Source organism: Serratia sp. 121840015-1 (genome assembly GCF_053627655.1).
In genome coordinates this window covers 855,475-880,261 of sequence record NZ_JBSEYF010000001.1, presented here as the reverse complement: position 1 = coordinate 880,261, position 24,787 = coordinate 855,475, and the positions used below count along the sequence as shown (strand labels likewise).

Sequence of the window (24,787 nt, the reverse complement as noted above, 5' to 3'; positions counted from 1 at the left end):
ATGACTCAGGAAAATAGCACGGCGCCGGCGGCCAACCCGCTGGTAGATGCCGCCAACCCGCTGCTGAACGCCATTTCGCAGATCCGCCAGTCGGCCACGCACGCCAACCCGGCGCAGCTGCGCCAACAGCTGATCGACGAAATGCGCCGCTTCGAGATCCGCGGCCAACGCGCCAACCTGCCGTACGAAGTGATCATCGGCGCGCGTTATTGCCTGTGCACCGCGCTGGATGAAGCGGCGGCGCTGACCCCGTGGGGCAGCAACAGCGTGTGGTCCGGCAGCGGGCTGCTGGTGACCTTCCATAACGAAACCTGGGGCGGCGAGAAGTTTTTCCAGCTGCTGGCCAAGCTGTCGCAAAGCCCGCGCGAGCACATCAACCTGCTGGAGCTGATCAATTATTGCCTGCTGCTGGGCTTTGAAGGCCGCTACCGGGTGATGGAAAACGGCCGCTCGCAGCTGGAAACCATGAAGCAGCGCCTGCTGCAGCTGATCCGATCGGTGCGTGGCGGCTATGCCCCGCCGCTGTCGCCTCATGCGCTGGACCTGCCGGTACAGCAGAAACTGTGGCGCCCGCTGGTGCCGCTGTGGGCCTGCGTGGCGTTGACCGGCTTCCTTGCTTCGCTGCTGTTCATCGCCCTCAACTGGCGGCTGGGCGACAACACCAGCCCGGTGCTGGCGGCGATTTACCAAACCAATCTGCCGCAGGTGGCGATCGGTAACCCGGCGCCGGCCGCGCCGCCGACGCTGAGCCTGAAAAGCTTCCTGCGCAAAGAGATCGCCGAAGGGCTGGTGGTGGTGCGCGACGAAGCGCAGCAAAGCGTGGTGATCCTCAAAGGCGACGGGCTGTTCGACTCCGCCGCCACCACGGTGCGCGCCAACTATATTCCGGTCATCGACCGCATCGCCGCCGCCATGAACGGCGTCAGCGGCAAGATCCTGGTCACCGGCTACAGCGACAACGTGCCGATCCGCAGCGCCCGTTTCGCCTCCAACTGGGAGCTGTCGCTGGCGCGCGCCGAAGCGGTCAGCGCCCGCTTGCAAAAGCACCTCGCCAACCCGCAGCGGGTCAAGGCCGAGGGCCGCGGCGAAAGCAACCCCGTCGCGCCGAACGATAACAAAGTGAACCGCGCGTTGAACCGCCGGGTAGAAATTACGCTGTTGGTCGCCCCGGAAAATACCCAGGCGGAAATCAACGGCTTGCCGCAAGGAACCGGAAAGTAATGCTCAGTACGTTATTCTCCATCATCACCAGCCGCCTGCTGTGGGGCTTTGTCGGCATCACCGCGCTGGCGTTCATCATCTGGATGATCGGCCCGCTGGTGGCCATCGGCGACTATCGCCCGCTGGAGCCGGAACTCAACCGCCAGATCGCCATCGGCGTTATCTACCTGATCTGGTTCCTGTGCCGCCTGATCCCGCGCCTTTACAGCGCCTGGTTCAACAGCCGTTTGCTAAGCAACCTGCGCGCCGCCGAAGCGGTACCGGCGGAAGACGGCAAGCCCGAGATTAAACAAGACGAACAGCTGGCGCAGCGCTTCGACGAAGCGGCGCAGCTGCTGAAGAAGGCGCGCTTCGCACCGGGCCAGGAGGGCGGCAAACACCGCTGGATGACCCGCTTCAGCCGCCAATACCTGTACCAGCTGCCGTGGTATGTGATCATCGGCGCGCCCGGCGCCGGCAAGACCACCGCGCTGGTCAATTCCGGCCTGCACTTCCCGCTGGCGGATCGCTTCGGCAAAACCGCGCTGCGCGGCGTGGGCGGCACCCGCAACTGCGACTGGTGGTTTACCAACGACGCCGTGCTGCTCGACACCGCCGGCCGCTACACCACGCAGGAAAGCCAGCGCGAAGAAGATGCCGGCGAGTGGCAAAGCTTCGTCGCGCTGCTGAAAAAATACCGCACCCGCCAGCCGATCAACGGCGTGATGGTGACCATCAGCGTGGCCGATCTGCTGAGCGACAGCGCCGAAGCGCGCGCCGCCCAGGCCAGCGCGCTGCGCAAACGCCTGATCGAACTGCACGAACAGCTGGGCATTCACTTCCCGGTCTATGTGCTGGTGACCAAAACCGACCTGCTCAACGGCTTTATGGCCTACTTCGGCAGCTTCGACAAAGCACAGCGCGACCAGATCTGGGGGTTCACCTTCCCTTACGAGCGCTCGCGGCAGCCGGACTTCAATCTCAACGCCGCTTTCGAACAGCAATACGCCCTGCTGCAACAGCGGCTGGACGCGGCGCTGCCGGATACGCTGCTGATGGAGCACGACGCGCGCCAGCGCGCCGAAAGCTACCTGTTCCCGCAGGAGTTCGCTGCCCTGCGCCCGCTGCTCAGTCAATACCTGGAACAGGTGTTCGCCACCTCCAGTTTTGAAACCCGCTTTACCCCGCGCGGCATCTATTTCACCAGCGGCACGCAGGAAGGCCTGCCGTTCGACCGGGTGATGGGCGAGCTGAACCGCTATCTGCAGCTGCCGACGGCAAACTCAGGGGCGCAGGCCAACGCGGCCTGGGACAGCGTGGGCCAGGAAACGCCGATCCCGGCAGCCAAAGGCCAAAGCTTCTTCCTGAAAGAGACGCTGGAATCGGTGGTCTTCCAGGAATCCGGGCTGGCGGGCAGCAACCGCTGGTGGGAATACCGCAATCGCGCCCTGCACTGGGCGGGTTACATCGCGCTGGCGGTGATCCTGGCGGTGCTGGCGATGCTCTGGTTCACCAGCTACGGCAACAACAAGGCCTATCTGGCGGAAGTGGCCGCCAAGGTGCCCGGCGTCGAACGCCAGGGGCAAAACCTGACGCAGTTGGGTAACGGCGACATGTTCTCGCTGCTGCCGTTCCTCAATAGCCTGCTGCACCTGCCGGACAGCCAGAACTTTTCGCTGGACGATCCGCCGTTCACCTACCGCATGGGGCTGTTCCGCGGCGATCAGGTGGGCGACGCCGGCAATGCGCTGTACCAAAAAGCGCTGAAAGAACTGCTGCTGCCGCAGGTGGCGCAACAGATCGCCACCACGCTGCGCAACGACAACCACGGCGATGCGGACTTCAGCTACGAAGCGCTGAAGGCCTATCAGATGCTGTATCTGCCAAAGCAGTACGACGGCAAATTCCTGCGCGCCTGGGTGATGCTCAACCTGCAGCGCAACCTGCCGCAGGGCAGCACGCAGAAACAGCTGCAGCAGATCGAATGGCACCTGAGCCAGCTGCTGGATACGCAGATCCAGGCCTCGCCTTACGCCAAAGACGAACCGCTGGTGGCGCAGGCGCAGGCCGCCATCAATCGGGCGCCGCTGTCGCAGCGCGTCTATGGCCGCCTCAAACGTCTGCTGCTGAAACAGACCGACATCAAGCCGGTCAGCCTGGTCGATTTGGCCGGCCCGCAAACCGAGCTGGCGTTCAGCCGCAAAAGCGGCAAACCGGTCACCGACGGCGTGCCGGGCCTGTTCACCTCACAAGGGTACTGGAAAGCGTTCAGCGACAATATCGACCCGGTGACCGACACGCTGCGCAAGGAAGACGTCTGGGTGTTGAACAGCCAGGCGCCGGAGCAGAAGAGCGCCGATTTGACCAAGACCATCCGCCAGCTGTACATGCAGGACTTCATCAGCGCCTGGGATGCGCTGCTGGGAGATATCCAGCTGGCCAACATCGGCAACCTGACCCAGCGCATCAGCAGCGCGCGGCTACTCTCCGGCAACCCGTCGCCGATGCGTAACCTGCTGGTCAACGTCAGCAAAAACGTCACCCTGCGCGACGAGAAAAGCGACGCCGATTCCCGTTCGCTGCTGGCCAAAACCGAAGACAGGCTGAATCAAAACGCCAACCGCACGCTGGAAGCGCTGTTCACCAACCGGCCGGCCAACGCCGACGGCGATGTGTCGGCCCAGCCGGAACAGCTGGTGATGGCGCACTTCGCGCCGCTGCTGGAGCTGGCGCAAAGCCAGGGCGAAGGCAATAAGGCGATCCCTTTCGACAGCGTGCTGAAGCAGGTCGATGAGCTATACAGCTATCTGACGGCAGTACAGGGTGCGGCCAACAGCGGCATGTCGGCGCCGCCGAGCGACATCATCCCGCGTCTGCAGGCCGAATCCGGCCGCTTGCCGGTGCCGTTCAAACAGATGCTGCTGTCGCTGGCGATCGGCGCCAGCAGCGACACCCAGCGTAAAGAGATGGAGAACGTGAAAAAGCGCATCAGCTTCGAGGTCGGCAGCTTCTGCCGCCAGGCGATCGCCGGCCGTTATCCGCTGGTGGCCCGGGCGCGCCAGGACGTGACGCCGGACGATCTGGCGCGCATGTTCGCGCCGAACAGCGGGCTGATGGACAGTTTCTTCCGCGACAATCTGCAGGGCAAGGTCGACACCACCCGCGCCAACTGGCGCTTTACTCCCGGCGTGGACGGCAAGACGCTGCCCGGCGGCGAAGGCATCCTGCGTTCGTTCCAGCAGGCGCAGCGCATCCGCGACGCCTTCTTCGCCAACGGTACCGCGACGCCCTCGTACCGCGTGACCGTGCGGCCGGTGCGGATGGATAACGACATCCTCAACCTGACGCTGGATATCGACGGCCAGCTGTTCAAATATAGCCATGGCCCTCAGGTACCGCTGGTGGTCAGCTGGCCGGGCACCCGCAATACCAACCAGGTGCATTTGCAGCTGGCGCTGGCCAACGGCACCACCGCCAGCCTGGTGACCAGCGGGCCATGGGCGCTGAACCGCCTGGTGGACATGGCGCAATCCTCGGGCACCGGCGGCCTCGGCCGCCAGGCGACGTTCAATCTCGACGGCCATCGCGTCACGCTGGAGTTCACGCCCAACAGCATCCGTAATCCGTTCCAACTGCCGGCCTTCTCGTGCCCGTAGCCCCGAAAGGACATGATCATGAGCACTGATTCAAGCGCCCCGACGAGCCTCGGCTGGTACGGCAAACTTCCTTCCGCCGGCGATTTTCTGCAGCGCCGCCTGCCCGATCCGGTGGTCAACAACTGGGCCCACTGGTTCCATAACGGGCTGGTGAATTTGCAGCGCGATGCGCAGGGGCCAAACGGCCACCCGTTCAGCAACGCACCGGTGTGGAACTTCGTGATCCCCGCCACGCTCGGCAGCCCGTACGTGCAGATGGGCTGCCTGTTGCCGGCGCGCGATCGCGTCGGGCGGCGCTACCCGATCTGCGCGCTGCGCCTGTTCAGCCTGCAAGAATGGCGCCCGCAACAGCTGAACATGGCGGCGAGCTGGTACCAGCAGCTCGGCCATACCCTGCTGAACGGCGTGCGCAACGGCTTCTCCGCCGAACAGATCGACCGCACGCTGCAGGCAATCCCGGCGCTGCCCAGCCCGCCGGCGGAAGCGGATTCCGAGATATTGTCGATTATCGGTTTTCAGCATCCGGACGTGCCGGGTCTCGGCTGGCAACAGGCCGCCGACTGTTTCGATCCAGCGCAGTACACCAGCTTCTGGTGGACCAATCAGGCCGACGGACACCCGCTCTACACCCACGTGCACAGCGGCAACCTCACCGTGCAGCTGTTTTCACTGCTGTTCGAGCCCAACGGCTGGGCACGCCCCGGCCGCGGCGGCCAGTACCCGCAAATGTTTGATTAACATCGTTCGTTGAAGGAAATTCTATGGCTATCGACACCGATACCCTGCTGGCCCCGGTTGACGCGGACAATCCCTGCGGCGACAACCTGGAATACGACGCCGACTTTCTGGCAATGGCGCGCGCCGCCACCGGCAAGGCCGAACAGCAGTTCGGCAGCACCATCATTCCGGAAGAAGCGCCGGATTGGGTGCAGGTCGAACGCCTCGCGACCTCGCTGCTGGCGCGCACCAAAGACCTGCGCGTCATGCTGTATCTCACCCGCGCCTGGACCCAGCTGCGCGGGTTGCCGGGCTACGCCGACGGGCTGACGCTGATCCACCAGTCGATACTCCGTTACTGGGATGCTCTGCAACCGGCATTGGAGTTCGACGGCGAAGCCGACCCGCTGTTTCGCATCAATGCGCTGGCCGACCTCGGCGACAAAGCCGCGCTGGCCGCCAGCGTGCGCACCGCGCCGCTGCTGAAAAGCGCCGCCGGTGAAATCTCGCTGCGCGATGCCGGCGCCCTGCTCGACGGCAGCAAGCAAGAGTGCCCCAACTTTCCCGGCGGCCGCGCACGGTTGCAGGATGAGCTGGCGCAGCAGGGCCGCCCCGAAGGCGCACTGGTGACGCACATCGCCCACACCCTGGGCGCCATTCGCAGTGAAGTGACCCGCCATCTGGGGGAAAGCGCCCTGCCGGAAATGGGCGCGCTGACCAAGGTATTTTCTCTGGTGGCGCTCGCCGGCCAGAGCGATGCCCCGGCCGCCGCCGAACCCGACGTCCCGCCGGAAACCGCCGCCCAGCAACAACCGGCTGCGATGCAAAACGCCACGGCACCGCTGAACTGGCGCAGCGCGCAGATCCAGTCGCGCGACGACGCCCAGCTGATGCTGGACAAGGTGAAAAACTATTTTCGTCTTCATGAGCCGAGCCACCCGGCGCCGCTGATGATCGATCGGGTCCAGCGGCTGATTACGTTGGACTTTATGCAAATCGTCCGCGATTTGGCGCCCGATGGGCTTAACCAACTGGAGACCATTCTCGGTCGCCCCGACCACGAGGAGAACAGCTAGCCGCCGACCTTTGTTCTCTTGACGCATCCGATACCGTCTGCCCCGGCGCAGACCCGAATCAGAACCTGACTCTCCCAGCCGGACGAGGCGCGTTCCCAATCGCCATTAGATGGAGTAAATCATGTCAAACTCGAAATCCCGCAGCGGGCAGAAATTCATCGCCCGCAACCGCGCGCCGCGCGTACAGATTGAATACGATGTCGAAATTTATGGCGCAGAGCGCAAAATCCAGCTGCCGTTCGTGATGGGCGTGATGGCGGATCTGGTGGGGAAAGCGGTCGATCCGCAAGCCAGCGTGGAAGAACGCAAGTTAATGGAGATCGACGTCGACAACTTCGACGAGCGCATGAAATCGCTGAAGCCGCGCGTCGCTTATCAGGTCGATAACACCCTGACCGGCGAAGGCAAGCTGAACATCGATCTGACCTTCGAAAGCATGGAAGACTTCTCCCCTGCCGCTATCGCCCGCAAGGTCGACTCGCTGGGCAATCTGCTGGACGCCCGCACCCAGCTTTCCAACCTGCTGTCTTATATGGACGGTAAGAACGGCGCCGAAGAGCTGATCTCCAAGATCCTGCAAAACCCGGCGCTGCTGCAATCCCTGACCGACGCGCCGAAGCCGGCGGTTAACGACGACAACAACGAGCGTGAGGATTAATCGATGAGCAACTCGCCTCAGCAACAAAATGCGTTGCAGACCACCGAGACTTTTTCCAGCGATGAATTCAGCGCGCTGCTGAACAAAGAGTTCCGGCCGAAGACCGATCAGGCCAAAGAAGCGGTCGAGAACGCGGTGAAAACCCTGGCGCAACAGGCGCTGGAAAACACCGTCACCGTTTCTTCCGACGCCTACCGCACCATCCAGGCGCTGATCGCGGAAATCGACGAAAAGCTGTCGCAGCAGATCAACCAGATCATTCACCACGACGACTTCCAGAAGCTGGAAGGCGCCTGGCACGGCCTGCATTATCTGGTCAACAACTCCGAAACCGACGAGATGCTGAAGATCCGCTTTATGAGCATTTCCAAACAGGAGCTGGGCCGCACGCTGAAGCGCTATAAAGGCGTGGGCTGGGACCAGAGCCCGATCTTCAAGAAAGTCTACGAAGAAGAGTATGGCCAGTTCGGCGGCGAGCCGTTCGGCTGCCTGGTGGGCGACTACTACTTCGATCACAGCCCGCAGGACGTGGAGCTGCTGGGCGAAATGGCCAAGATCGGCGCCGCCTCGCATTGCCCGTTCATCGCCGGCACCGCGCCGAGCGTGATGCAGATGGAGTCCTGGCAGGAGCTGTCCAACCCGCGCGATCTGACCAAGATTTTCCAGAACACCGAGTACGCCGCCTGGCGCAGCCTGCGCGAGTCGGAAGACGCGCGCTACCTGGGCCTGGTGATGCCGCGTTTCCTGGCGCGCCTGCCCTACGGCATCCGCACCAACCCGGTGGACGAGTTTGACTTTGAAGAAGAAACCGACGGCGCGACCCACGGCAATTACACCTGGACCAACGCCGCCTACGCCATGGCCGCCAACATCAACCGTTCGTTCAAAGAGTTCGGCTGGTGCACCGCCATTCGCGGGGTGGAATCCGGCGGCGCGGTGGAAAACCTGCCGTGCCACACCTTCCCGAGCGACGACGGCGGCGTGGACATGAAGTGCCCGACCGAGATCGCCATCAGCGATCGCCGCGAAGCCGAGCTGGCCAAAAACGGCTTTATGCCGCTGGTGCACCGCAAAAACTCCGACTTCGCCGCCTTTATCGGCGCGCAGTCGCTGCAGAAGCCGGCGGAATACTACGATGCCGACGCCTCCGCCAACGCCCAGCTTTCCGCGCGCCTGCCGTACCTGTTCGCCTGCTGCCGCTTCGCGCACTACCTGAAGTGCATCGTGCGCGACAAAATTGGCTCCTTCCGCGAGCGCGACGACATGGAACGCTGGCTGAACGACTGGATCATGAACTACGTGGACGGCGATCCGGCCAACTCCTCGCAGGAAACCAAGTCGCGCAAACCGCTGGCCGCGGCGGAAGTGCAGGTGGAAGAGATCGAAGACAACCCGGGCTATTACAGCGCCAAGTTCTTCCTGCGCCCGCACTACCAGCTGGAAGGCCTGACCGTCTCCCTGCGCCTGGTGTCGAAGCTGCCTTCGCTGAAGCAAAACGACGCGTCCTGATGGACTGAAGTCAGGCCGCGAGAGTGCGGCCTGGCTGATACATCAACCTCATCACAGGGAAAGAAAGATGAAGACAAAACGGTTTTATCTGGCATCGCTGTTGGCTGTCGTCTGCTCGCTCTCCGCCGCGCCGCCAGCTTTCGCAGAGCAGGCATCAATAGCGCATTTGACGTCCGATGATGTCAATCTGCCAGGCAGCGACTTTTTCCGTTTCTATCGCAGTGCAGATAAACAGGAAAAAGAGAAAGCGCGGATTTATTTGCTGGGCGTGCTGGACGCGACGGAAGGAAAAAGCTGGTGCCAATACAGCCAGCTACAAACTGTCACTCTGCAGGAGTTTGTGTTCGAATTCTTTAATAAACTTCCCGCTGCGCGCCTACACGAAAGGGCTGCCCCCCTGATTGAAGAGGCTCTGGCGACTCGCTTCCCCTGCAAAGGAGGTAAAGCATGAAACCTTTATATCGTCAGCTAAAAAGCAGCCATTACTCCTCTGATTACTCTAGCCCGGGATATTTGGCAGCAGAAGCCGTTTACGCCGAGATTGGTTATGAGCTTGATACGCTTCTAAAGCAAAACCCTGGTTATGCCAATACCTGTGCCGTCCGCATGAGCCTGGCGCTGTTGAAAGCCGGCATCAGCTTCAAAGGCCGCCTGCCAATCAAAAAAGGCGCCTATAAGGGTAAAACGATTGAACCTGGAGCCAAACTGCTGGCCGATCAGTTGCATCGCTCCAGTAGTTTTGGCAAAGCCAACATTTTCTTTAATGCTCCAGATGCAGAGAAGGGTATCGGCAATAAAAAAGGCGTCGTGTTCTTTAATAAGATCACCAACTATGATGGCGGACACATTGATCTTATCGAACCAGAAAACTCGCTATTGACCTGCCATTCCCATTGCTATTTTAACTGCAAAGAAGTCTGGTTTTGGGAATTAAGCTAGTGTTCCATCGGCTGACCAGTAAAAGCTTGAGGTTTGGTTTAACTGTATGCTTGCTCATAGCTGGCAATCCAGAACGTACATGGACCAAGACAGTGCGAAATAATTAAGCATTGAGCCATTAGCACTTAATAGTGGCTCGGTAACCCGTACCGATAGTTTTCGGTATTTAAGAAGGTGCATGGCACAAGGATATAAATTGGTAATGCATTACCACACTTGCAATTCCTGCTGCTATTACCTGAGTTTTTCAACGTAACGTTAATACTACTGTTAACCCTTAATAAAGAGTGAAGAAACTATGGCTATTGATATGTTCCTGAAAGTTGAAGGTGCCAGCGGCGAATCCAAAGATTCGAATCACAAAGGCTGGACCGACATTACTTCTTTCTCCTGGGGCGCTTCTCAACCGGGCAATATGGGCGTTGGCGGCGGCGGTGGCGCCGGCAAAGTATGCTTCAACGATCTGCACGTCAACGCGCTGATCGACAAGTCAACCCCGGCCTTGCTGAAACACTGCTCAAGCGGCAAACACCTGACCAAGATTGAGCTGTCGGTTTGTAAGGCGGGTGGTAGCCAGGTTGAATACGCAAAAATCACCCTGGAAGACGTGCTGGTCACCGCCGTACAGTACACCGGTGCAGGCGGCGAAGATACCGTGGGCGTCACCTACTCCTTCCAGGCGGCGAAAGTGAAACAGCAATACTGGGAGCAGAGCGACAAAGGCGGCAAAGGCGCCGAAAGCAGCGCAGGTTGGAACATCAAGGAAAACCGCGAAGCTTAATCTGCATGCCCCCCCGGTTACGGCCGGGGGTTCATAACATGGATACAATGGAGAGTCAGGATGAAAAAACCTCTATTTGGGCCCGCATGGATTCGTTTTTCTGAAGTCAATATCAATGTAAAAAAAGTGGGTGCATTGATTGGTGGAAAAGTAGAAAGCAATATTGAGAACGGTATTTTTGAAAATGCTTGTCCTATTCGAATGAGTTATGTACTCAACTATACAGGCATACCAATTCCCTCTAACTCCGGTTATGCGACTGTGTCTGGTAAAGATAAAAAATGGTATCTTTATCGTGTTAACGATATGATTCTCTTTTTAGAAAAGAACTTCGGCAAGCCTGATATCACGGTGAAATCCCCTACACCAGTTAAATTTTCAGGTAAAAAAGGGATAATGGTTATACAAGGAAATGGCTGGCGAAATGCCAGAGGACATGTCACATTATGGAACGGTGACATTTGCTCTGACTCTTGTCATTTCATGGGGGATCCTGAGAATGGATCTTTTGTTCCTGAAGTCGCATCACTTTGGATATTAAAATGAAGACTACCCACATAGCCCTTGCTCTTCTTCTCGTTTCCCCTATGCTGCTTGCGGAAGATATAAAAATAGAAAACTTACCTCAAAGCGAAATTTATGAAAATTGGCTGGTTAGCCGCTGTATTGGGAAGTCTACTGACTCAGAAAAAACCAAGCAAGATGCTTTCCGTTCCGCTTCCGCCTATTTAGAATTCAGTAAACTCCCCATGGATGCATTCGAACAAGGCGAAAAACTGGCTGAACAGTACGCAAATAAAAATAGTCAAGGCTCAGTTAAAGGAAGTTATCATACTTTAGATTGCCTTTCGCTTCAGAGTTCCAGTGAGGCTAAAGCCATCTTCAAACGTTACTCTAATTAATAATTAATATTGTAGGTTGCAATTTTATAAAATCATCAACTTAAGCAAATTAGAGTTTTATTAATTATTTTCACTGGGTATTAGCCATCAAGCATTGAGATACTCATGCGCTGGTTATCTATTACTCTGCACAAACCATACGGATTTTGGAGTGTTGAGATGAAAAGAATCCTTATCTCCTTTTTTTGTCTATATGCCACTTGCGCTATAGCGCAGAAAAATCAAGAAGAGTCGATTGAAAAGTGGCCGCCGCAAGCGGCATACAGAAGCTATTTGCAAAACTACAAGGATATTGCTCTAACCTACTGCATTTCCGTCGCTTATAAGACATCACCAGAAGCCAGCAAAGATGCAATTGCCTCATCGAATGGAATCGATGCTTGGTCATACTATGCAATTCGTGATGAAGAATCCCCTATAATTGCACTGACAAAGCAGTACTTGCAAAAGAATTACAATGCTAAGGACGGAAAAAGCCGCTTAGACTTAATGAAGTGCATGGATATGTACCATAGTGAAGATCTTGACAAACTCGCGAAAGACTATGTACAGAGCCCTAATGATAATTGGGTGAAAGACAATCCGGTTAGAGTGAATGAAAAACCGTCTCGGAAATAACCAGTGAAAAGAATCTTACTGGCTGTGGCCATAGCCGTAACGTTGAACGCTAATGCAGCAACAAAAATTGACTACTCCCCTGCCGAATACCTCAAAAACTACGCGCTTAGCGTTTGTATCGCCGAGGGGTACTCAGCAAAAGAAGTCAAAAACGATGCCGCCGCTGCCGCCAGGGGTTACATGGAGTTCGGCGATTATTCTCTGGAAGCGCATACCGCTGTCAGGGCGCTGGCAAAAGAATTTCTGGCAAAGCACTATGACAGCATGTCTGGGGAGCCGATGACGATGGCAAAGTGCATCGATCTTGTACATAGCCAAGCGTTGCAAGCCATCATCAAGAAGTACCAAGGGAAAGACAACAACTGATATCAGAATTAGTTATGAGAGAGCCGTTACCCTTGAGATGTTCAACGGAATTTCATTTCACCTTCTTATTCCATAATTCTTTCAATTAATAACAAAAGCATTTCGTAAAATTAAGACTACAACAAGCCTTAGTGAACGAGTTAAGAAACAACTTAACGGCTTGCCAAAATATCCGCCAATTTTGGCAAGCCAAAGATCGAATCATTAATTATTGCACTACCTCCTAATCAGCAGGAATGCCTTATGCGATTTTCCATTGTAAAAAATAAAAGCGGCCAGGTTCCGCCGCAGAGCAGTTGCGATTTTCTGCCGCCGGGCGGCACCATCGGCCGCAGCGTGGACAACAACCTGGTGCTGCCGGACGAAGAGCGCGCCATTTCCCGCCTGCAGGCGATCGTGCATATTTCCGCTGACGGCGAATGCCGCATCACCAACCGCGGCAACGTTACCCGCGTGCTGCTGAACGACATTCCGCTGGAACGTGGCCGCCAGGTTGAACTGCAGGACGGCGACGTGCTCGGCATCGACGATTACCAGATTGAAGTCAGCGCGCTGCACCAGCACGCCGCGCCACAGGCTCAACCGGTGGCCAAGGCCGCCGCCGTTGCCGCTGCTGCGGCCCCAACAGCCGCCGCCAAAGAAAAATCCGCCGCGCCCATCCCCAACGAAATCTGGGACAGCCTGGTGGAAGAATTTACCCCGAATGCGCCGGCCGCCGTCACGCCGCCGCCGGTCGCCAATCCTGGCAACCACCCGCTGCTGGATACCCCCGCTCGCGAGCTGAACCCGGCCGATCCGCTGGCACAGCTGGCGGGCGATGTCGATCTGCGCCAGCTGCAGCAGCAGCAAACCGATCCGGCGGCGCTGTTCAACACCGACACCACCTTTGAGCGCGAACACATCCTGGCCGATACCACCCCCAGCGCGCTGCTGGCGGAGCAGGCTGCGCCAGCGCGGCCGGCAACCCCGGCTCAGAATGCGCAGCAACCGGAGCAAGAGCTGGATCCGCTGGCGCTGTTCGGCGGTTCATCTGCGCCCGCGTCGCCCGAGACGCTAAACAGCAACGATCCGCTGGGGCTGCTGATGGGCGGCGCCGTGCCTCTGGCTCAGCCGGACGAGCCGGTACAGCCGCCCGCGCCGCCGTCTCCGCCTCCGATCGCCGCACAACCGCAAGCGCCACGCCCAGAGCCGACGCCGCCACCCGTGCAGACGCCTGAGCCACAGCCCCAACCCGTGCCGCAGTTCAACCAGCAGGAACCGCCTGCGCAACCGCCGCGCCCGCGCCAGGGCAACCGCCTGGGCATCGATCCGGTCGCCTACCAGTCCGCTCAACGGCAGCACGCCGCCGCGCCGAATGGCGACACCTTAGAGGGGCCGCTGCTGACGGCGCTGTTGCAAGGCATCGGCCTCGACGATCTGCAGCCGCAGCCGCACTTCGACGAACGGCAGATCCGCCAGGCCGGCCGCCTGCTGAGCCTGTTCTCGCAGGGCACCGTCGCCCTGCTTTCATCCCGCTCGATCCTCAAGCGCGGCGTGAAGGCCGAGATGACCATGATCCTCGACGAGGCCAACAACCCGTTCAAGCTGCTGCCTTCGGGCAAAACGGTGCTGATGCAGATGTTCGGCAGCCAGATGCCGGGCTTTATGCCGCCGGAGCAGGCGGTGCGCGACGCGCTGATCGACCTGCAGGCGCACCAGCTGGGGATGATCGCCGGCATCCGCGCCATCATCGCCGCCATGCTGCAGTCGTTCAACCCGGAGCGCCTCGAAGAGGAAGCGCGCAAGGAAGGCGTGGCGCCGCGTCTGTCGCTGCCCGCCAACCGCAAAGCTGCGCTGTGGGACTACTTCGTGAAGAACTATCAGCAAACCTCCGGCGAAATCGAGGACGATTTCCACACCCTGTTCGGCGAAGCCTTCCTGCACGCCTATGACGTTGAAGTGAATCAATACAAAGACTCACAGACCAAACCGGACGCGTAATGAATATCACCATAGCCTCTACCTCCAACCAGGGCGGCCGCGCCTCCAACCAGGATCAGACCGGCGAGGTGCTCGGCAACCGCGCCGCCTGCTTCGTGGTGTGCGACGGCATCGCCGGCTTTCCGGGCGGCGATATCGCCGCCAAACTGGCGCGCGACACTATTTTGCAAAACTTCGACGGCGAAAAGCACCTGAACGCCCAAAGCATTCGCCAGCACATTACGCGCGCCAACGCCGCCATCCACCAGCAACAGCGACAGTCGGACGAATACAGCAAGATGGGCACCACGCTGGTCAGCCTGTTTATCGATCGCGATTACCAGCTGGCCTACTGGGCGCACGCCGGCGACAGCCGCCTGTACCTGTTCCGCCGCGGCTACCTGCATGCCGTCACCACCGACCACAGCCTGATCCAGCAAATGCAGGACGCCGGCTATCAGACCAACGGCATCAACAGCAACCTGCTGTATTTCGCGCTGGGGCTGAACGAAGAGCGCGACGCCACCTACAGCGACGTGCTGCAGCTGGAAGACGGCGACGTTTTCCTGCTGTGCACCGACGGCTTCTGGCACAGCTTCAGCCAGGCCGAACTGGAACAGTCGCTGCACATGGTCAACTCCCCCAGCGAGTGGATCGCGCTGATGCAGCAGGCATGGAAGAAAAACAATAACAGCGATAACTACAGCGCTATCGCCGTCTGGATTGGCTCACCGCAGGAAACCACCCTGCTGCATTCGCTGGCGGATGCGGAACGGTTTCTGAGCCGCGACTGAGCAGCGCACATTCACAGCAAGGTTCACTATGAAATATTGGATGCCGGGGCTCGTCGCCCTGATGGCGGTACCGACCGCGCAGGCGATGAACTATCGCCTGGTTTACTCCCCCAGCCAGAAGCTGGAAGTGTTTATCGATGACGTCAAAAACAGCAATCCCGAAAGCTGGTGCGGCAAGAGCATCCCGCTGCGCATCGTCTCGGCGCAAAGCCAAGATCCGGCGGTGCTGAACGACTTTCTGCCGCGCGTCGGCAATCTGTTGGAAAAACAGTGCCCGAAAGCCGGCCACCTGCCCTGGACGCTGACCGACAAGCGCGGTGAAAAGCTGGCCAGCGGCGAAGCCGCCAAAGCGCGCGGCTGGAAACCGGTGGTCAAACAGGAGGCCGTCGAGCAGCCGGAAACCCCGCCGCAGCCGGCGATCCCTGCGGCGGTAGCCGTGACCTCTCCGCAGGCGGACACTGCGCCGCCTCAGCGTTTCAACCTGCCGCAGGGCTGCCACTTCCGCACCTTCTGGCATGACGACGCCAACGGCGGCGCGCTGTTCATTCCCGCCGGCGACGCGCTGCGCTGCGGCGAGGACGGCTGGCTGCAGGGCAGCGGCGCGGTCACGCTGCAACAGGGCGGCCAAACCCTCTCGCCGACGTTGTGGTTCCTTCAGGGCTATCCGCTGGCGCAGATTAACGGCGGCGATCGCCCGCTGACCGTCGTCAGCGCCAACGCCCAACGGCTGGTTCTGGGCGGTAACCCGCAGGCGCCGGGCAGCTTCCTGCTGCTGAGCTTCGAACCGAAGCTGCACGCCTGGGCGTTCAACGGCGAAGCGATCGTTGAAATGCCGCGCGTCGATGCCGCCGACGAGAACAAGGTCAAACAGCGCCTGCAGCAGGCGCAAACCGCCTGGCAACCGCTGCTGAGCGCCCCCGCTCCGCTGACCTTCAAGCTGGTGGAAAAGCTGGCCGCAGACCGGGTCGATCCCGCCAGCGGCAGCTACCTGTCGGTTAACGGCGCCACTCACTGATTATAAGGAAAGCCTGTGAAATCATTAGCAAGCATGCTGCAAGGCCAGTCGATCGGCGCGGCCATCACCGCCGTCGAAAACGAGATCAAGGGAAAACCGGCGGATGCCGACCTGCGCGCCGCGCTGGTGCAACTGCTGTGCCTGAGTGGCAACTGGACGCGCGCCAACGCGCAGCTGAAATCCTGGCAGGCGCTGAAACCGATCGCCCAACCGACCACGCTGCTGCTGATGCAGTCGGTCAACGCCGAGCTGCAACGCCAGGCGGTGTTCGCCGGCACGGCCGCGCCGGCGCTGCTGCGGCAGGATCAGCCCTGGCTGAAACTGATGGTGCAGGCGCTGCATCAGGATGCGCAAGGCGCAGCCGAACAGGCCCAGGCGCTGCGTGACGAAGCGCTGGAGGCCGCCCCGGCCGGCGCCGGGCGGTTAACGCTGGCCGAAGGCGACCAAGAACGGCAGCTGAGTTTCGACTGGCTGACCGACGGTGACGGCCGCCTCGGGCCGGTGTGCGAGCTGGCGCTGAACGGCGTTTACTACTGGCTGCCGTTTGCCGACATCGCCGCGATCCAGTTCCAGGCGCCGCAGAGCGCCATCGATTTGGTGTGGAGCCATGCGCTGGTGCGCCTCACCGACGGCCGCGAACAGGTGTGCCAACTGCCCGCCCGTTATCCGCTGGCCGAAGGCAGCGACGACGCGCTGCTGCTCGGCAAACGCACCGAATGGCAACCGCTGGGCGACGGCACCCACTATGCGGGGCAGGGCCTGAAGACCTGGCTCAGCGAAAGCGACGAATTCCCGCTGCACAGCCTGCGGCAGTTGAGCTTCGACGCGAGCGCTTGAACATGAACGATAAGCGCCCACCCCACTACGACGGCGGCGATCTGCGCCGCCAGGGCTATCGCTATCGTCAGGACAGCGAGCGCCTGACGTCGCGCGACAAAATGCAGCCGGTGCTGCTCGACATGCTGACCGACGACGAACCGCAGAAAAAGCAGGAAGCACAGGTGCGCAACCTGGTGTCGCACAGCGAGCTGCGCCGCCGGGTGCTGCGCGATCTGCAGTGGCTGTTCAACTGCGTCAACAGCGAGTCCAATCTGGATCTGGGCGACTTTCCGCAGGTGCGGCGCTCCACCCTGAATTACGGCATCGCCTCGCTGGCGGGCAAGCGCATGTCGGATATCGAATGGCTCGACATTCAGCGCGCGCTGACCGAGTCCATTCTCCATTTCGAACCGCGCATTTTGCCCGAGGGGCTGCAGGTGCGCTGCATCTCGGACACCGGCTCGCTGGAGCTGCACAACGTGCTGTCGATCGAAATCAAGGGCCGCCTGTGGTGCGTGCCCTATCCGCTGGAGTTTCTGTTCCGTACCGACGTGGATCTGGAAAACGGCCACTTCGATCTGAAAGACATAGGGTAAGGCGATGGACAGTAAACTTTTAGACTATTACAACCGCGAGCTGGCCTATCTGCGTGAGATGGGCGCCGAGTTCGCCGAACAGTACCCGAAGGTCGCGGGCCGTCTCGGCATGCGCGGCATCGACGTGGCGGATCCCTATATCGAGCGCCTGATGGAGGGCTTCGCCTTCCTCACCTCGCGCGTGCAGCTGAAAATGGACGCCGAGTTCCCGCGCTTTTCTCAGCGCTTGCTGGAGATCATCTACCCCAATTACCTGTCGCCGACGCCGTCGATGGCGATCGCCGAGCTGCAGCCGGACAGCAGCAAAGGCGACATCAGCAACGGCTTCGTGGTGCCGCGCGGCACCATGATGGATAGCCAGACGCTGAAGAAAAGCGGCATCACCTGCAGCTATACCACCGCCCATGACGTCACGCTGCAGCCGGTGCGCATCGCCGGCGTCGAGCTGGGCGGCATTCCGGCCGATATCCCGCTGGCCTCGCTGGGGCTGCAGCACAGCGGCTGCGTCAGCGCGCTGCGCATTCGTCTCGAGTGCTACGAAAGCGTGACGCTCAACAACCTGCAGCTGGACCAGCTGATGTTTTACCTGGCCGGGCCGGACATGCAGGCGCAGCAGCTGCTGGAACTGCTGATGCAGCACAGCGTCGGGCTTGTCTGTCAAACGGTGGAGGCGCAGCCACAGCGGCGCACGCTGGCGCTGGACGGGTTGCGGCAGGAGGGCTTCGCCGCCGAACAGGCGCTGCTGCCCAACGACCTGCGCAACTTCGAAGGCTACCGGCTGCTGCAGGAATATTTCGCCTTCCCGGCGCGCTTCCAGTTCTTCAGCGTCAACGGCCTGCGTCCGCTGCTGCAGAGCGTGCGCGAAGGGAAAAAGGCGCTGCGCCAGTTCGAAATCGTGGTGCTGCTGGATCGGCACGACGCCGCGCTGGAACGGGTGGTCGATGCCGCCCATTTGGCCCTGCACTGCACGCCGGTGATCAACCTGTTTCCGAAGGTCGCCGAACGCATCGCGATCAACGAAAAAAACCACGAATACCATCTGGTGGTCGACAATATCCGGCCGTTGGATTACGAAGTGTTCTCAGTGCAGCGGCTCGGCGGCAGCGCCAGCGAAAAACGCTACGAGCAAGAGTTTCGGCCGTTTTACAGCACCCTGAGCGCGGACGACGGCAACTATGGCGCCTACTTCTCGCTGCGGCGCGAACAGCGCACGCTGTCGGAGCACGCCCGCCGCTACGGCACCCGCACCGGCTATGCCGGTTCGGAAGTGTTCGTGTCGCTGGTGGACGAGCGGCAATCGCCGTGGCACAGCGATCTGAAATACCTCACCGCCGACGTGCTGTGCACCAGCCGCGACCTGCCGTTGATGCTGCTGCAACAGGATCAGGGCAACTTCGTGATGCCCGACTCGATCCCGATCAAGCAGGTCTCGCTGCGCAAAGGCCCCACTCCGCCGCGCCCGGTGCTGGCCGAAGGCATGATCACCTGGCGGCTGATCAGCCAGCTGCAGCTGAACTACCTCAGCATGATGGACGGCGATCCGGAACAGGGCGCCGCCAGCCTGCGCCAGCTGATGGGGCTGTACGGCAACCTGAGCGAACCGGCGATCGCCAAACAGATCCAGGGCGTGCGCCACTGCAACCTGCGGCCGGTCTATCGGCGAGTGCCGGAGCCGGGCCCCATCGTGTTCGCACGCGGCATCGCCATCGATCTGACGGTCGATGAGCAGGCGTTCTCCGGCAACAGCCCTTACCTGCTCGGCAGCGTGCTGGAGCGCCTGTTCTCGCGCCTGGTGGCGATGAACACCTTCACCGAGATGACGCTCTCCAGCCAGCAGCGCGGCGAAATCGCCCACTGGCAGGCGCGCATGGGCAAAAGGACGCTGATATGAGCGCGGAGATGATTGCCACCGAACTGGCGCCGCCGCAGATCAACGCGCTGTATCGCCTGCCGGACGACTTCTGGCCGCGGCTGCGCAGCGCGCCTTACAAGCACGATCTGTTTCAGCTGCTGCGCCGTATCGACGCCCAGGGCGGCCAACCCTACCTGCTGGGGCGCGCGCCGCTGCCGCGTCACGAGATGCTGCGCCTGGGCCAGGAGCCGTCGCTGTCGTTCGCGCCCTCCACGCTGGCGCAGGTGGCGCCGCGCGCCAACAGCCCGCTGCACGACGTCTCGATCTTCAGCTTCGGCCTGTTCGGCCCCAACGGGCCGCTGCCGCTGCACCTGACCGAATACGTGCGCGAACGGGTGTACCACCATCAGGACACCACCCTGCTGGCGTTCACCAATCTGTTCCATCACCGGCTGACGCTGCTGTTTTACCGCGCCTGGGCCGACGCGCAGCCGACGGTGTCGCTGGATCGCCCGGACAACCGGCGCTTCGACGAATACCTGTCGAGTCTGATCGGCATCGGCCAGCCGGCGCAGCAGGAACGCGACAGCATCAACGCCCACGCCAAACATTTTATGGCCGGTCATCTGATTCGCCACAGCCGCGATCCGGAAGGCCTGAGCAAGATTTTGCAGCAGTATTTCAAGGTGCCGGTGCGCATCGTCGAAAACGTACCGCACTGGCTGCGGGTGGAACCGCGCGAGCAGGCGCGGCTCAAGGCCGGGCGCGGTGCGCCGCGGCTCGGCGAGTCGGCCTTTCTCGGCATCGCGGTGCGCGATATTCAGCACAAATTCCGCATCGAGCTGGGGCCGATGCCGCAGCGGGACTATGACCGCTTCCTGCCCGGCGCCGACCTGTGCCGGCAGCTGCGCGACTGGGTGCGCCAATACCTGGGCATCGAGTTCGTCTGGGAAGTGCGCCTGATCCTGGCGAAGGAACAGGCGCACGGCCTCCAGCTCGGCGGCGCGCAACGATTGGGCCTGAGCAGCTGGCTGGCCGACGATCGGCGGCAACGCGATCTCGACGATCTGATCTTCAGCCCTGAACCGCTGGAAAATCCGTTCTGACCCTATTTCGGCCGGCGCCCTGCGGCGCCAGGCCACTCTGAGACCTGAGGAAAACCATGTCTGAAATCAGCCGCTCGGTATTATTTGGCAAACTGGATAGCCTGTTATTCACCTCTCTGGAAAGTGCGACGGCGTTTTGCAAGCTGCGCGGTAACCCCTACGTCGAACTGGCGCACTGGCTGCATCAGCTGATGCAATCGCCGGACGGCGATCTGCAGCAGATCGTCCGCCACTTCGCGCTGGACGAGGCGCAGCTGGCGCGCGACATCGTCGAGGCGCTCGATCGCCTGCCGCGCGGCGCCAGCGCCATCTCCGATCTGTCCGAGCACATCGACAGCGCGGTAGAACGCGCCTGGGTCTATGGCTCATTGAAATTCGGCGCAGCACGCATTCGCGGCGGCCACCTGCTGCTCGGCATCCTGAAAACCTACAGCCTGCGCCATCTGCTGAAGGCCATTTCCCCGCAGTTCGAGCGCATCAACGCCGATCTGTTGATGGAGCAGTTCGCCGCCATCACCGCTCACTCGGCGGAAAACGCCCAGGATGCGCCGGCGGAAAGCAGCGCCGAGAACGTATCCGGCGCGCCGCGCAGCGGTGAAAGCGTGCTGGCGCAGTATGCTCAGGACCTGACCGCCAAAGCGCGCAACGGCGAGATCGATCCGGTGGCCGGCCGCGACGAAGAGATCCGGCAAATCATCGATATCCTGATGCGCCGCCGCCAGAACAACCCGCTGCTGACCGGCGAGGCCGGTGTCGGGAAAACCGCGGTGGTGGAGGGCCTGGCGCTGCGCATCGTGGCCGGCGACGTGCCGCCGCAGCTGCGCGACGTGAAGCTGTGCCTGCTGGACATCGGCATGCTGCAGGCCGGCGCCGGCGTCAAAGGCGAGTTTGAAAAACGGCTGCAGGCGGTGATCGACGAAGTGCAGTCCAGCCCGACGCCGATCATCCTGTTTATCGACGAAATTCACACCCTGATCGGCGCCGGCGGCGCCCAGGGCACCGGCGACGCCGCCAACCTGCTGAAACCGGCGCTGGCGCGCGGCCAGCTGCGCACCCTCGGCGCCACCACCTGGTCGGAATACAAGAAATACATCGAGAAGGATCCGGCGCTCACCCGCCGTTTCCAAGTGGTGCAGGTACACGAGCCGAGCGAAGACAAGGCGCTGCTGATGCTGCGCAGCACCGTCAGCCCGCTGGAGCAACACCACCGCGTGCTGCTGCTGGATGAAGCAGTAGACGCCGCGGTGCGGCTGTCGCATCGCTATATTCCGGCCCGCCAGCTGCCGGACAAGGCGGTGGCGCTGCTGGATACCGCCTGCGCGCGCGTGGCGGTCAGCCAACACGCCGAGCCTGCCCAGGTCGAAGACTGCCGCCACCGCATCGATGCGCTGCAGATAGAGTTGGATATTGCCCGCCGCGAGGCCAAGGTGGGCATCGGCGATCCCCTGCGCCCGCAGGAGATTGAAGCCCAGTTGACCGCGCTGCGCCAAGAGTTGGAACAGTTGACCGACCGCTGGCAGCAGGAGCTGGCGCTGATCCAAGAGATCATCACACTGCGCGCCCAGCTGCACCGGCAGGAAGAAAAGTCTATTGAAGAAGAGACGCAGGCGCGCCCTGACGCCGACGCGCTGCGCGCCCAGCTGGGCGAACTGCAGCAGCAGCTGAGCGCGCTGCAGGGCGAGGCGCCGCTGATCTTCGCCGCCGTCGACGCCAACATCGTGGCGGCGGTAGTGGCCGACTGGACCGGCATCCCGCTGGGCCGCATGGTGAAAAACGAAATTGAGGCAGTGTTGCAACTCTCCGACACCCTGAACCAACGCGTGATCGGCCAACGCCATGCGCTGGATCTGATCGCCCGCCGGGTGCGCACTTCGCGGGCGCGGCTGGACGATCCCAACAAGCCGGTCGGGGTGTTCCTGCTGGCCGGGCCGTCCGGCGTCGGCAAGACCGAAACCGCGCTGGCGCTGGCGGAAACCCTGTACGGCGGCGAGCAGAACGTCATCACCATCAACATGAGCGAATTCCAGGAGTCGCACACCGTTTCGACGCTGAAAGGCGCGCCCCCCGGCTATGTCGGCTACGGCGAAGGCGGCGTGCTGACCGAGGCGGTGCGCCGCCGCCCATACAGCGTGGTGCTGCTGGACGAAATCGAGAAGGCGCACCCGGACGTGCATGAAATCTTCTTCCAGGTGTTCGACAAGGGCTGGATGGAGGACGGCGAAGGCCGCCATATCGATTTCCGCAACACCATCATCATCCTGACCTCCAACGTCGGCACCGAGCTGATCGCCGGGCTGTGCAGCGATCCGGAGCTGCTGCCGGAGCCGGAAGCGCTGAGCGGCGCGCTGCGCCAGCCGCTGCTGTCGGTGTTCCCGGCCGCCTTGCTCGGCCGCCTGCTGGTGGTGCCGTATTACCCGCTGACCGACGCCACGCTGGGCAACATCGTGCGCCTGCAGCTGGGGCGCATCCAGCGTCGCCTGGCGGAGAATCACGACATCGTCTGCACCTTCGACGACGCGGTCATCGAGCAGATCGTCAGCCGCTGCACCGAGGTGGAGTCCGGCGGCCGCATGGTCGACGCCATCCTGACCAACACCCTGCTGCCGCAGATCAGCCACACCCTGCTGACCGGCAGCGCCAACGACCAGCGCTATCGCCAGCTGCATATCGCGCTGCAGAACCACGAATTCATTTGTCAATTTCAGGCATAACGCCGCGGCCGCCGAGACGGCGGCCCTTTGAACACAGAGAGTCATCACTATGTCGGGAACCGGGATAACCAAACCGAATTCGAACAGCCTGCCGAGCGGCTATCGATTCAACGAATTCGAGATCCAGGAAGCGATCGGCGAAGGCGGCTTCGGCATCGTCTACCGCGCCTACGATCACCAACTGGAACGCACCATCGCCATCAAAGAGTACATGCCGACCTCGCTGGCGAAACGCAACGACGATCTCAGCATCGGGCTGCGCGGCGAGCGCTTCGGCAAAACCTTCCAGGCCGGGTTAAACAGCTTTATTCAGGAGGCGCGCCTGCTGGCCCGCTTCTCGCACCCCGGCCTGCTGCACGTGCTGCGCTTCTGGGAAGAGAACGGCACCGCCTACATGGGCACCCAGTTCTACAGCGGCACCACGCTGAAGAACCTGCAGGCGCAGCAGCCGGAGAAAATCGACGAGGCGTGGATCCGTCGGCTGCTGCCGCCGCTGTTCAGCGCCATCAACACCATCCATCAGGAAGGTTACCTGCACCGCGACATCTCGCTGGATAACATCCAAATTCAGGAGAGCCAGCTGCCGGTGCTGCTGGACTTCGGGTCGGCGCGCAAAGAGATCGGCAACCTGTCGGACGAAACGGAGATCATGCTGAAGCCGGGCTTCGCACCGATCGAGCAGTACACCGAGAACAGCGACGGCGAACAGGGACCCTGGACCGATATCTACGCGCTGGGCGCCGTGCTGCACACGCTGATCGTCGGTTCGCCGCCGCCGGTCAGCGTGGTGCGCAGCATCGAAGACAGCTATCAGCCGCTGGCCGAGCGTCGCCCCGCCGGTTACTCGCCGGAGCTGTTGCGCACCGTCGACCGCGCGCTGGCGCTGAAGCCGGAAGACCGCCCGCAGACCATCGATGAAATGGCCGAGCTGTTGCATCTGCCGATCGCCGATGAAAACGAAATCATCAGCACGCCGGCCGCCGCGCCGGAGAACCTGCTGGTCGCCGCCAACCCGGCCGCTGCAGCCGCAGCCGCCGGCGCCGTTACCGCGCGCAGCACCCGATTCTCGCGGCCGATGATGGCCGGCGCCGGCGTCGCGGCACTGCTGGTGATCGGCACCGTCGCCTGGCTGAGCGGCGGCAAGGACGATACCCAGGCCGTAGCGCAAAATACCGAGGCGTCACCGGCGCAGAAAACCCTGACGGAGCAGCCGAGCGCGCCGCAAACCGCGCCATCTGCGCCGGTGGAACCTGAAAAGGCGGCGCCGCCACCGCAGCCGGTGGCGCTGGTGTATTTCAAACTGCAGCCGGGCGAACAGGTCAGCCTCGACGGCAAGCCGCAGCAGGTAACGCCGGGTGACAACGGCTTCGCCAGCCTGAATCTGGCGCCGGGCCGTTATCAGCTGGAGATCCGCCACAACGATCGGCTCCGCCGGCAGCAACTCAGTATCGACACCGCCGGCACCTGGCTGGTCAATCCGGCCACCGCCGGTTAATTCCGTTCTGAAGCCCCG

22 protein-coding genes are annotated in these 24,787 nt (G+C 61.3%); all 22 read left to right on the top strand.

The features are described 5' to 3' along the window. The 22 genes from ACUXAC_RS04195 to ACUXAC_RS04090 all read left to right on the top strand — a co-directional run bounded on the left by ACUXAC_RS04195 (position 1) and on the right by ACUXAC_RS04090 (position 24,769). On the top strand, positions 1-1,221 hold the full coding sequence (locus ACUXAC_RS04195; RefSeq protein WP_060427397.1) for a DotU family type VI secretion system protein: 1,221 nt from the start codon (positions 1-3) through the stop codon (positions 1,219-1,221). Then, the gene (tssM, locus tag ACUXAC_RS04190) at positions 1,221-4,856 is read left to right on the top strand and encodes a type VI secretion system membrane subunit TssM (protein ID WP_342119685.1); all 3,636 of its coding nucleotides are present in this window, start codon (positions 1,221-1,223) and stop codon (positions 4,854-4,856) included. Before ACUXAC_RS04195 ends, tssM begins: the two co-directional genes overlap by 1 nt. An 18-nt stretch (positions 4,857-4,874) precedes the next feature. Next, a complete protein-coding gene (gene tagF / locus ACUXAC_RS04185; RefSeq protein WP_038876781.1) occupies positions 4,875-5,594 on the top strand; it encodes a type VI secretion system-associated protein TagF in 720 nt (239 codons plus the stop codon). Between the two features lie 23 nt (positions 5,595-5,617). Next, a complete protein-coding gene (gene tssA / locus ACUXAC_RS04180) occupies positions 5,618-6,649 on the top strand; it encodes a type VI secretion system protein TssA (protein WP_141959547.1) in 1,032 nt (343 codons plus the stop codon). A 121-nt stretch (positions 6,650-6,770) separates the two neighbouring features. Next, positions 6,771-7,307 carry a type VI secretion system contractile sheath small subunit gene (tssB, locus tag ACUXAC_RS04175; protein ID WP_454266512.1) on the top strand — a complete coding sequence of 179 codons (537 nt, stop codon included), beginning with the start codon at positions 6,771-6,773 and terminating at the stop codon, positions 7,305-7,307. Positions 7,308-7,310: 3 nt separating this feature from the next. Continuing rightward, the gene (gene tssC / locus ACUXAC_RS04170; RefSeq protein ID WP_019452990.1) at positions 7,311-8,816 is read left to right on the top strand and encodes a type VI secretion system contractile sheath large subunit; all 1,506 of its coding nucleotides are present in this window, start codon (positions 7,311-7,313) and stop codon (positions 8,814-8,816) included. A gap of 67 nt (positions 8,817-8,883) precedes the next feature. After that, entirely contained in the window at positions 8,884-9,267 is a 384-nt protein-coding gene (locus tag ACUXAC_RS04165; protein WP_060420734.1) for a Rap1a/Tai family immunity protein, read from the top strand. Beyond that, on the top strand, positions 9,264-9,755 hold the full coding sequence (locus tag ACUXAC_RS04160; RefSeq protein WP_033653618.1) for a T6SS effector amidase Tae4 family protein: 492 nt from the start codon (positions 9,264-9,266) through the stop codon (positions 9,753-9,755). The genes ACUXAC_RS04165 and ACUXAC_RS04160 overlap by 4 nt, the downstream gene beginning before the upstream one ends. 298 nt (positions 9,756-10,053) lie before the next feature. After that, positions 10,054-10,536 (top strand): Hcp family type VI secretion system effector, encoded by a 483-nt coding sequence (locus ACUXAC_RS04155; RefSeq protein ID WP_038876771.1) that lies wholly within the window; start codon positions 10,054-10,056, stop codon positions 10,534-10,536. Positions 10,537-10,596: 60 nt separating this feature from the next. Next, positions 10,597-11,082, top strand: a complete 486-nt coding sequence (locus ACUXAC_RS04150; protein ID WP_072265414.1) for a type VI secretion system amidase effector protein Tae4 — start codon at positions 10,597-10,599, stop codon at positions 11,080-11,082. Beyond that, the gene (locus tag ACUXAC_RS04145; RefSeq protein ID WP_060420730.1) at positions 11,079-11,438 is read left to right on the top strand and encodes a T6SS amidase immunity protein Tai4 family protein; all 360 of its coding nucleotides are present in this window, start codon (positions 11,079-11,081) and stop codon (positions 11,436-11,438) included. The genes ACUXAC_RS04150 and ACUXAC_RS04145 overlap by 4 nt, the downstream gene beginning before the upstream one ends. Positions 11,439-11,597: 159 nt before the next feature. Beyond that, on the top strand, positions 11,598-12,056 hold the full coding sequence (locus ACUXAC_RS04140) for a T6SS amidase immunity protein Tai4 family protein (RefSeq protein WP_060420901.1): 459 nt from the start codon (positions 11,598-11,600) through the stop codon (positions 12,054-12,056). Positions 12,057-12,068: 12 nt separating this feature from the next. Next, positions 12,069-12,422, top strand: coding sequence for a T6SS amidase immunity protein Tai4 family protein (locus ACUXAC_RS04135; protein ID WP_454266705.1), 354 nt, complete (start codon positions 12,069-12,071; stop codon positions 12,420-12,422). Between the two features lie 243 nt (positions 12,423-12,665). Beyond that, the gene (gene tagH, locus ACUXAC_RS04130) at positions 12,666-14,402 is read left to right on the top strand and encodes a type VI secretion system-associated FHA domain protein TagH (RefSeq protein WP_060420725.1); all 1,737 of its coding nucleotides are present in this window, start codon (positions 12,666-12,668) and stop codon (positions 14,400-14,402) included. Beyond that, positions 14,402-15,175: a PP2C family protein-serine/threonine phosphatase gene (locus ACUXAC_RS04125; RefSeq protein WP_015378289.1), complete on the top strand. Its 774-nt coding sequence runs from the start codon at positions 14,402-14,404 to the stop codon at positions 15,173-15,175. Before tagH ends, ACUXAC_RS04125 begins: the two co-directional genes overlap by 1 nt. Positions 15,176-15,203: 28 nt before the next feature. Beyond that, positions 15,204-16,190, top strand: a complete 987-nt coding sequence (locus ACUXAC_RS04120; RefSeq protein ID WP_084827629.1) for a double-strand break repair protein MRE11 — start codon at positions 15,204-15,206, stop codon at positions 16,188-16,190. A gap of 15 nt (positions 16,191-16,205) precedes the next feature. After that, a complete protein-coding gene (locus ACUXAC_RS04115; protein WP_308343456.1) occupies positions 16,206-17,027 on the top strand; it encodes a type VI secretion system accessory protein TagJ in 822 nt (273 codons plus the stop codon). A 2-nt stretch (positions 17,028-17,029) separates the two neighbouring features. Beyond that, positions 17,030-17,605, top strand: coding sequence for a type VI secretion system baseplate subunit TssE (locus ACUXAC_RS04110; protein ID WP_038876749.1), 576 nt, complete (start codon positions 17,030-17,032; stop codon positions 17,603-17,605). A 4-nt stretch (positions 17,606-17,609) separates the two neighbouring features. Then, a complete protein-coding gene (tssF, locus tag ACUXAC_RS04105; protein ID WP_454266511.1) occupies positions 17,610-19,496 on the top strand; it encodes a type VI secretion system baseplate subunit TssF in 1,887 nt (628 codons plus the stop codon). Further along, positions 19,493-20,563, top strand: coding sequence for a type VI secretion system baseplate subunit TssG (gene tssG / locus ACUXAC_RS04100; RefSeq protein WP_048234377.1), 1,071 nt, complete (start codon positions 19,493-19,495; stop codon positions 20,561-20,563). Before tssF ends, tssG begins: the two co-directional genes overlap by 4 nt. Positions 20,564-20,619: 56 nt before the next feature. Further along, the gene (gene tssH, locus ACUXAC_RS04095; RefSeq protein WP_100395626.1) at positions 20,620-23,274 is read left to right on the top strand and encodes a type VI secretion system ATPase TssH; all 2,655 of its coding nucleotides are present in this window, start codon (positions 20,620-20,622) and stop codon (positions 23,272-23,274) included. Positions 23,275-23,323: 49 nt separating this feature from the next. Beyond that, complete coding sequence (locus tag ACUXAC_RS04090) at positions 23,324-24,769, top strand: serine/threonine protein kinase (protein ID WP_060439700.1); 1,446 nt, start codon at positions 23,324-23,326, stop codon at positions 24,767-24,769. Positions 24,770-24,787: the final 18 nt, after the last annotated feature.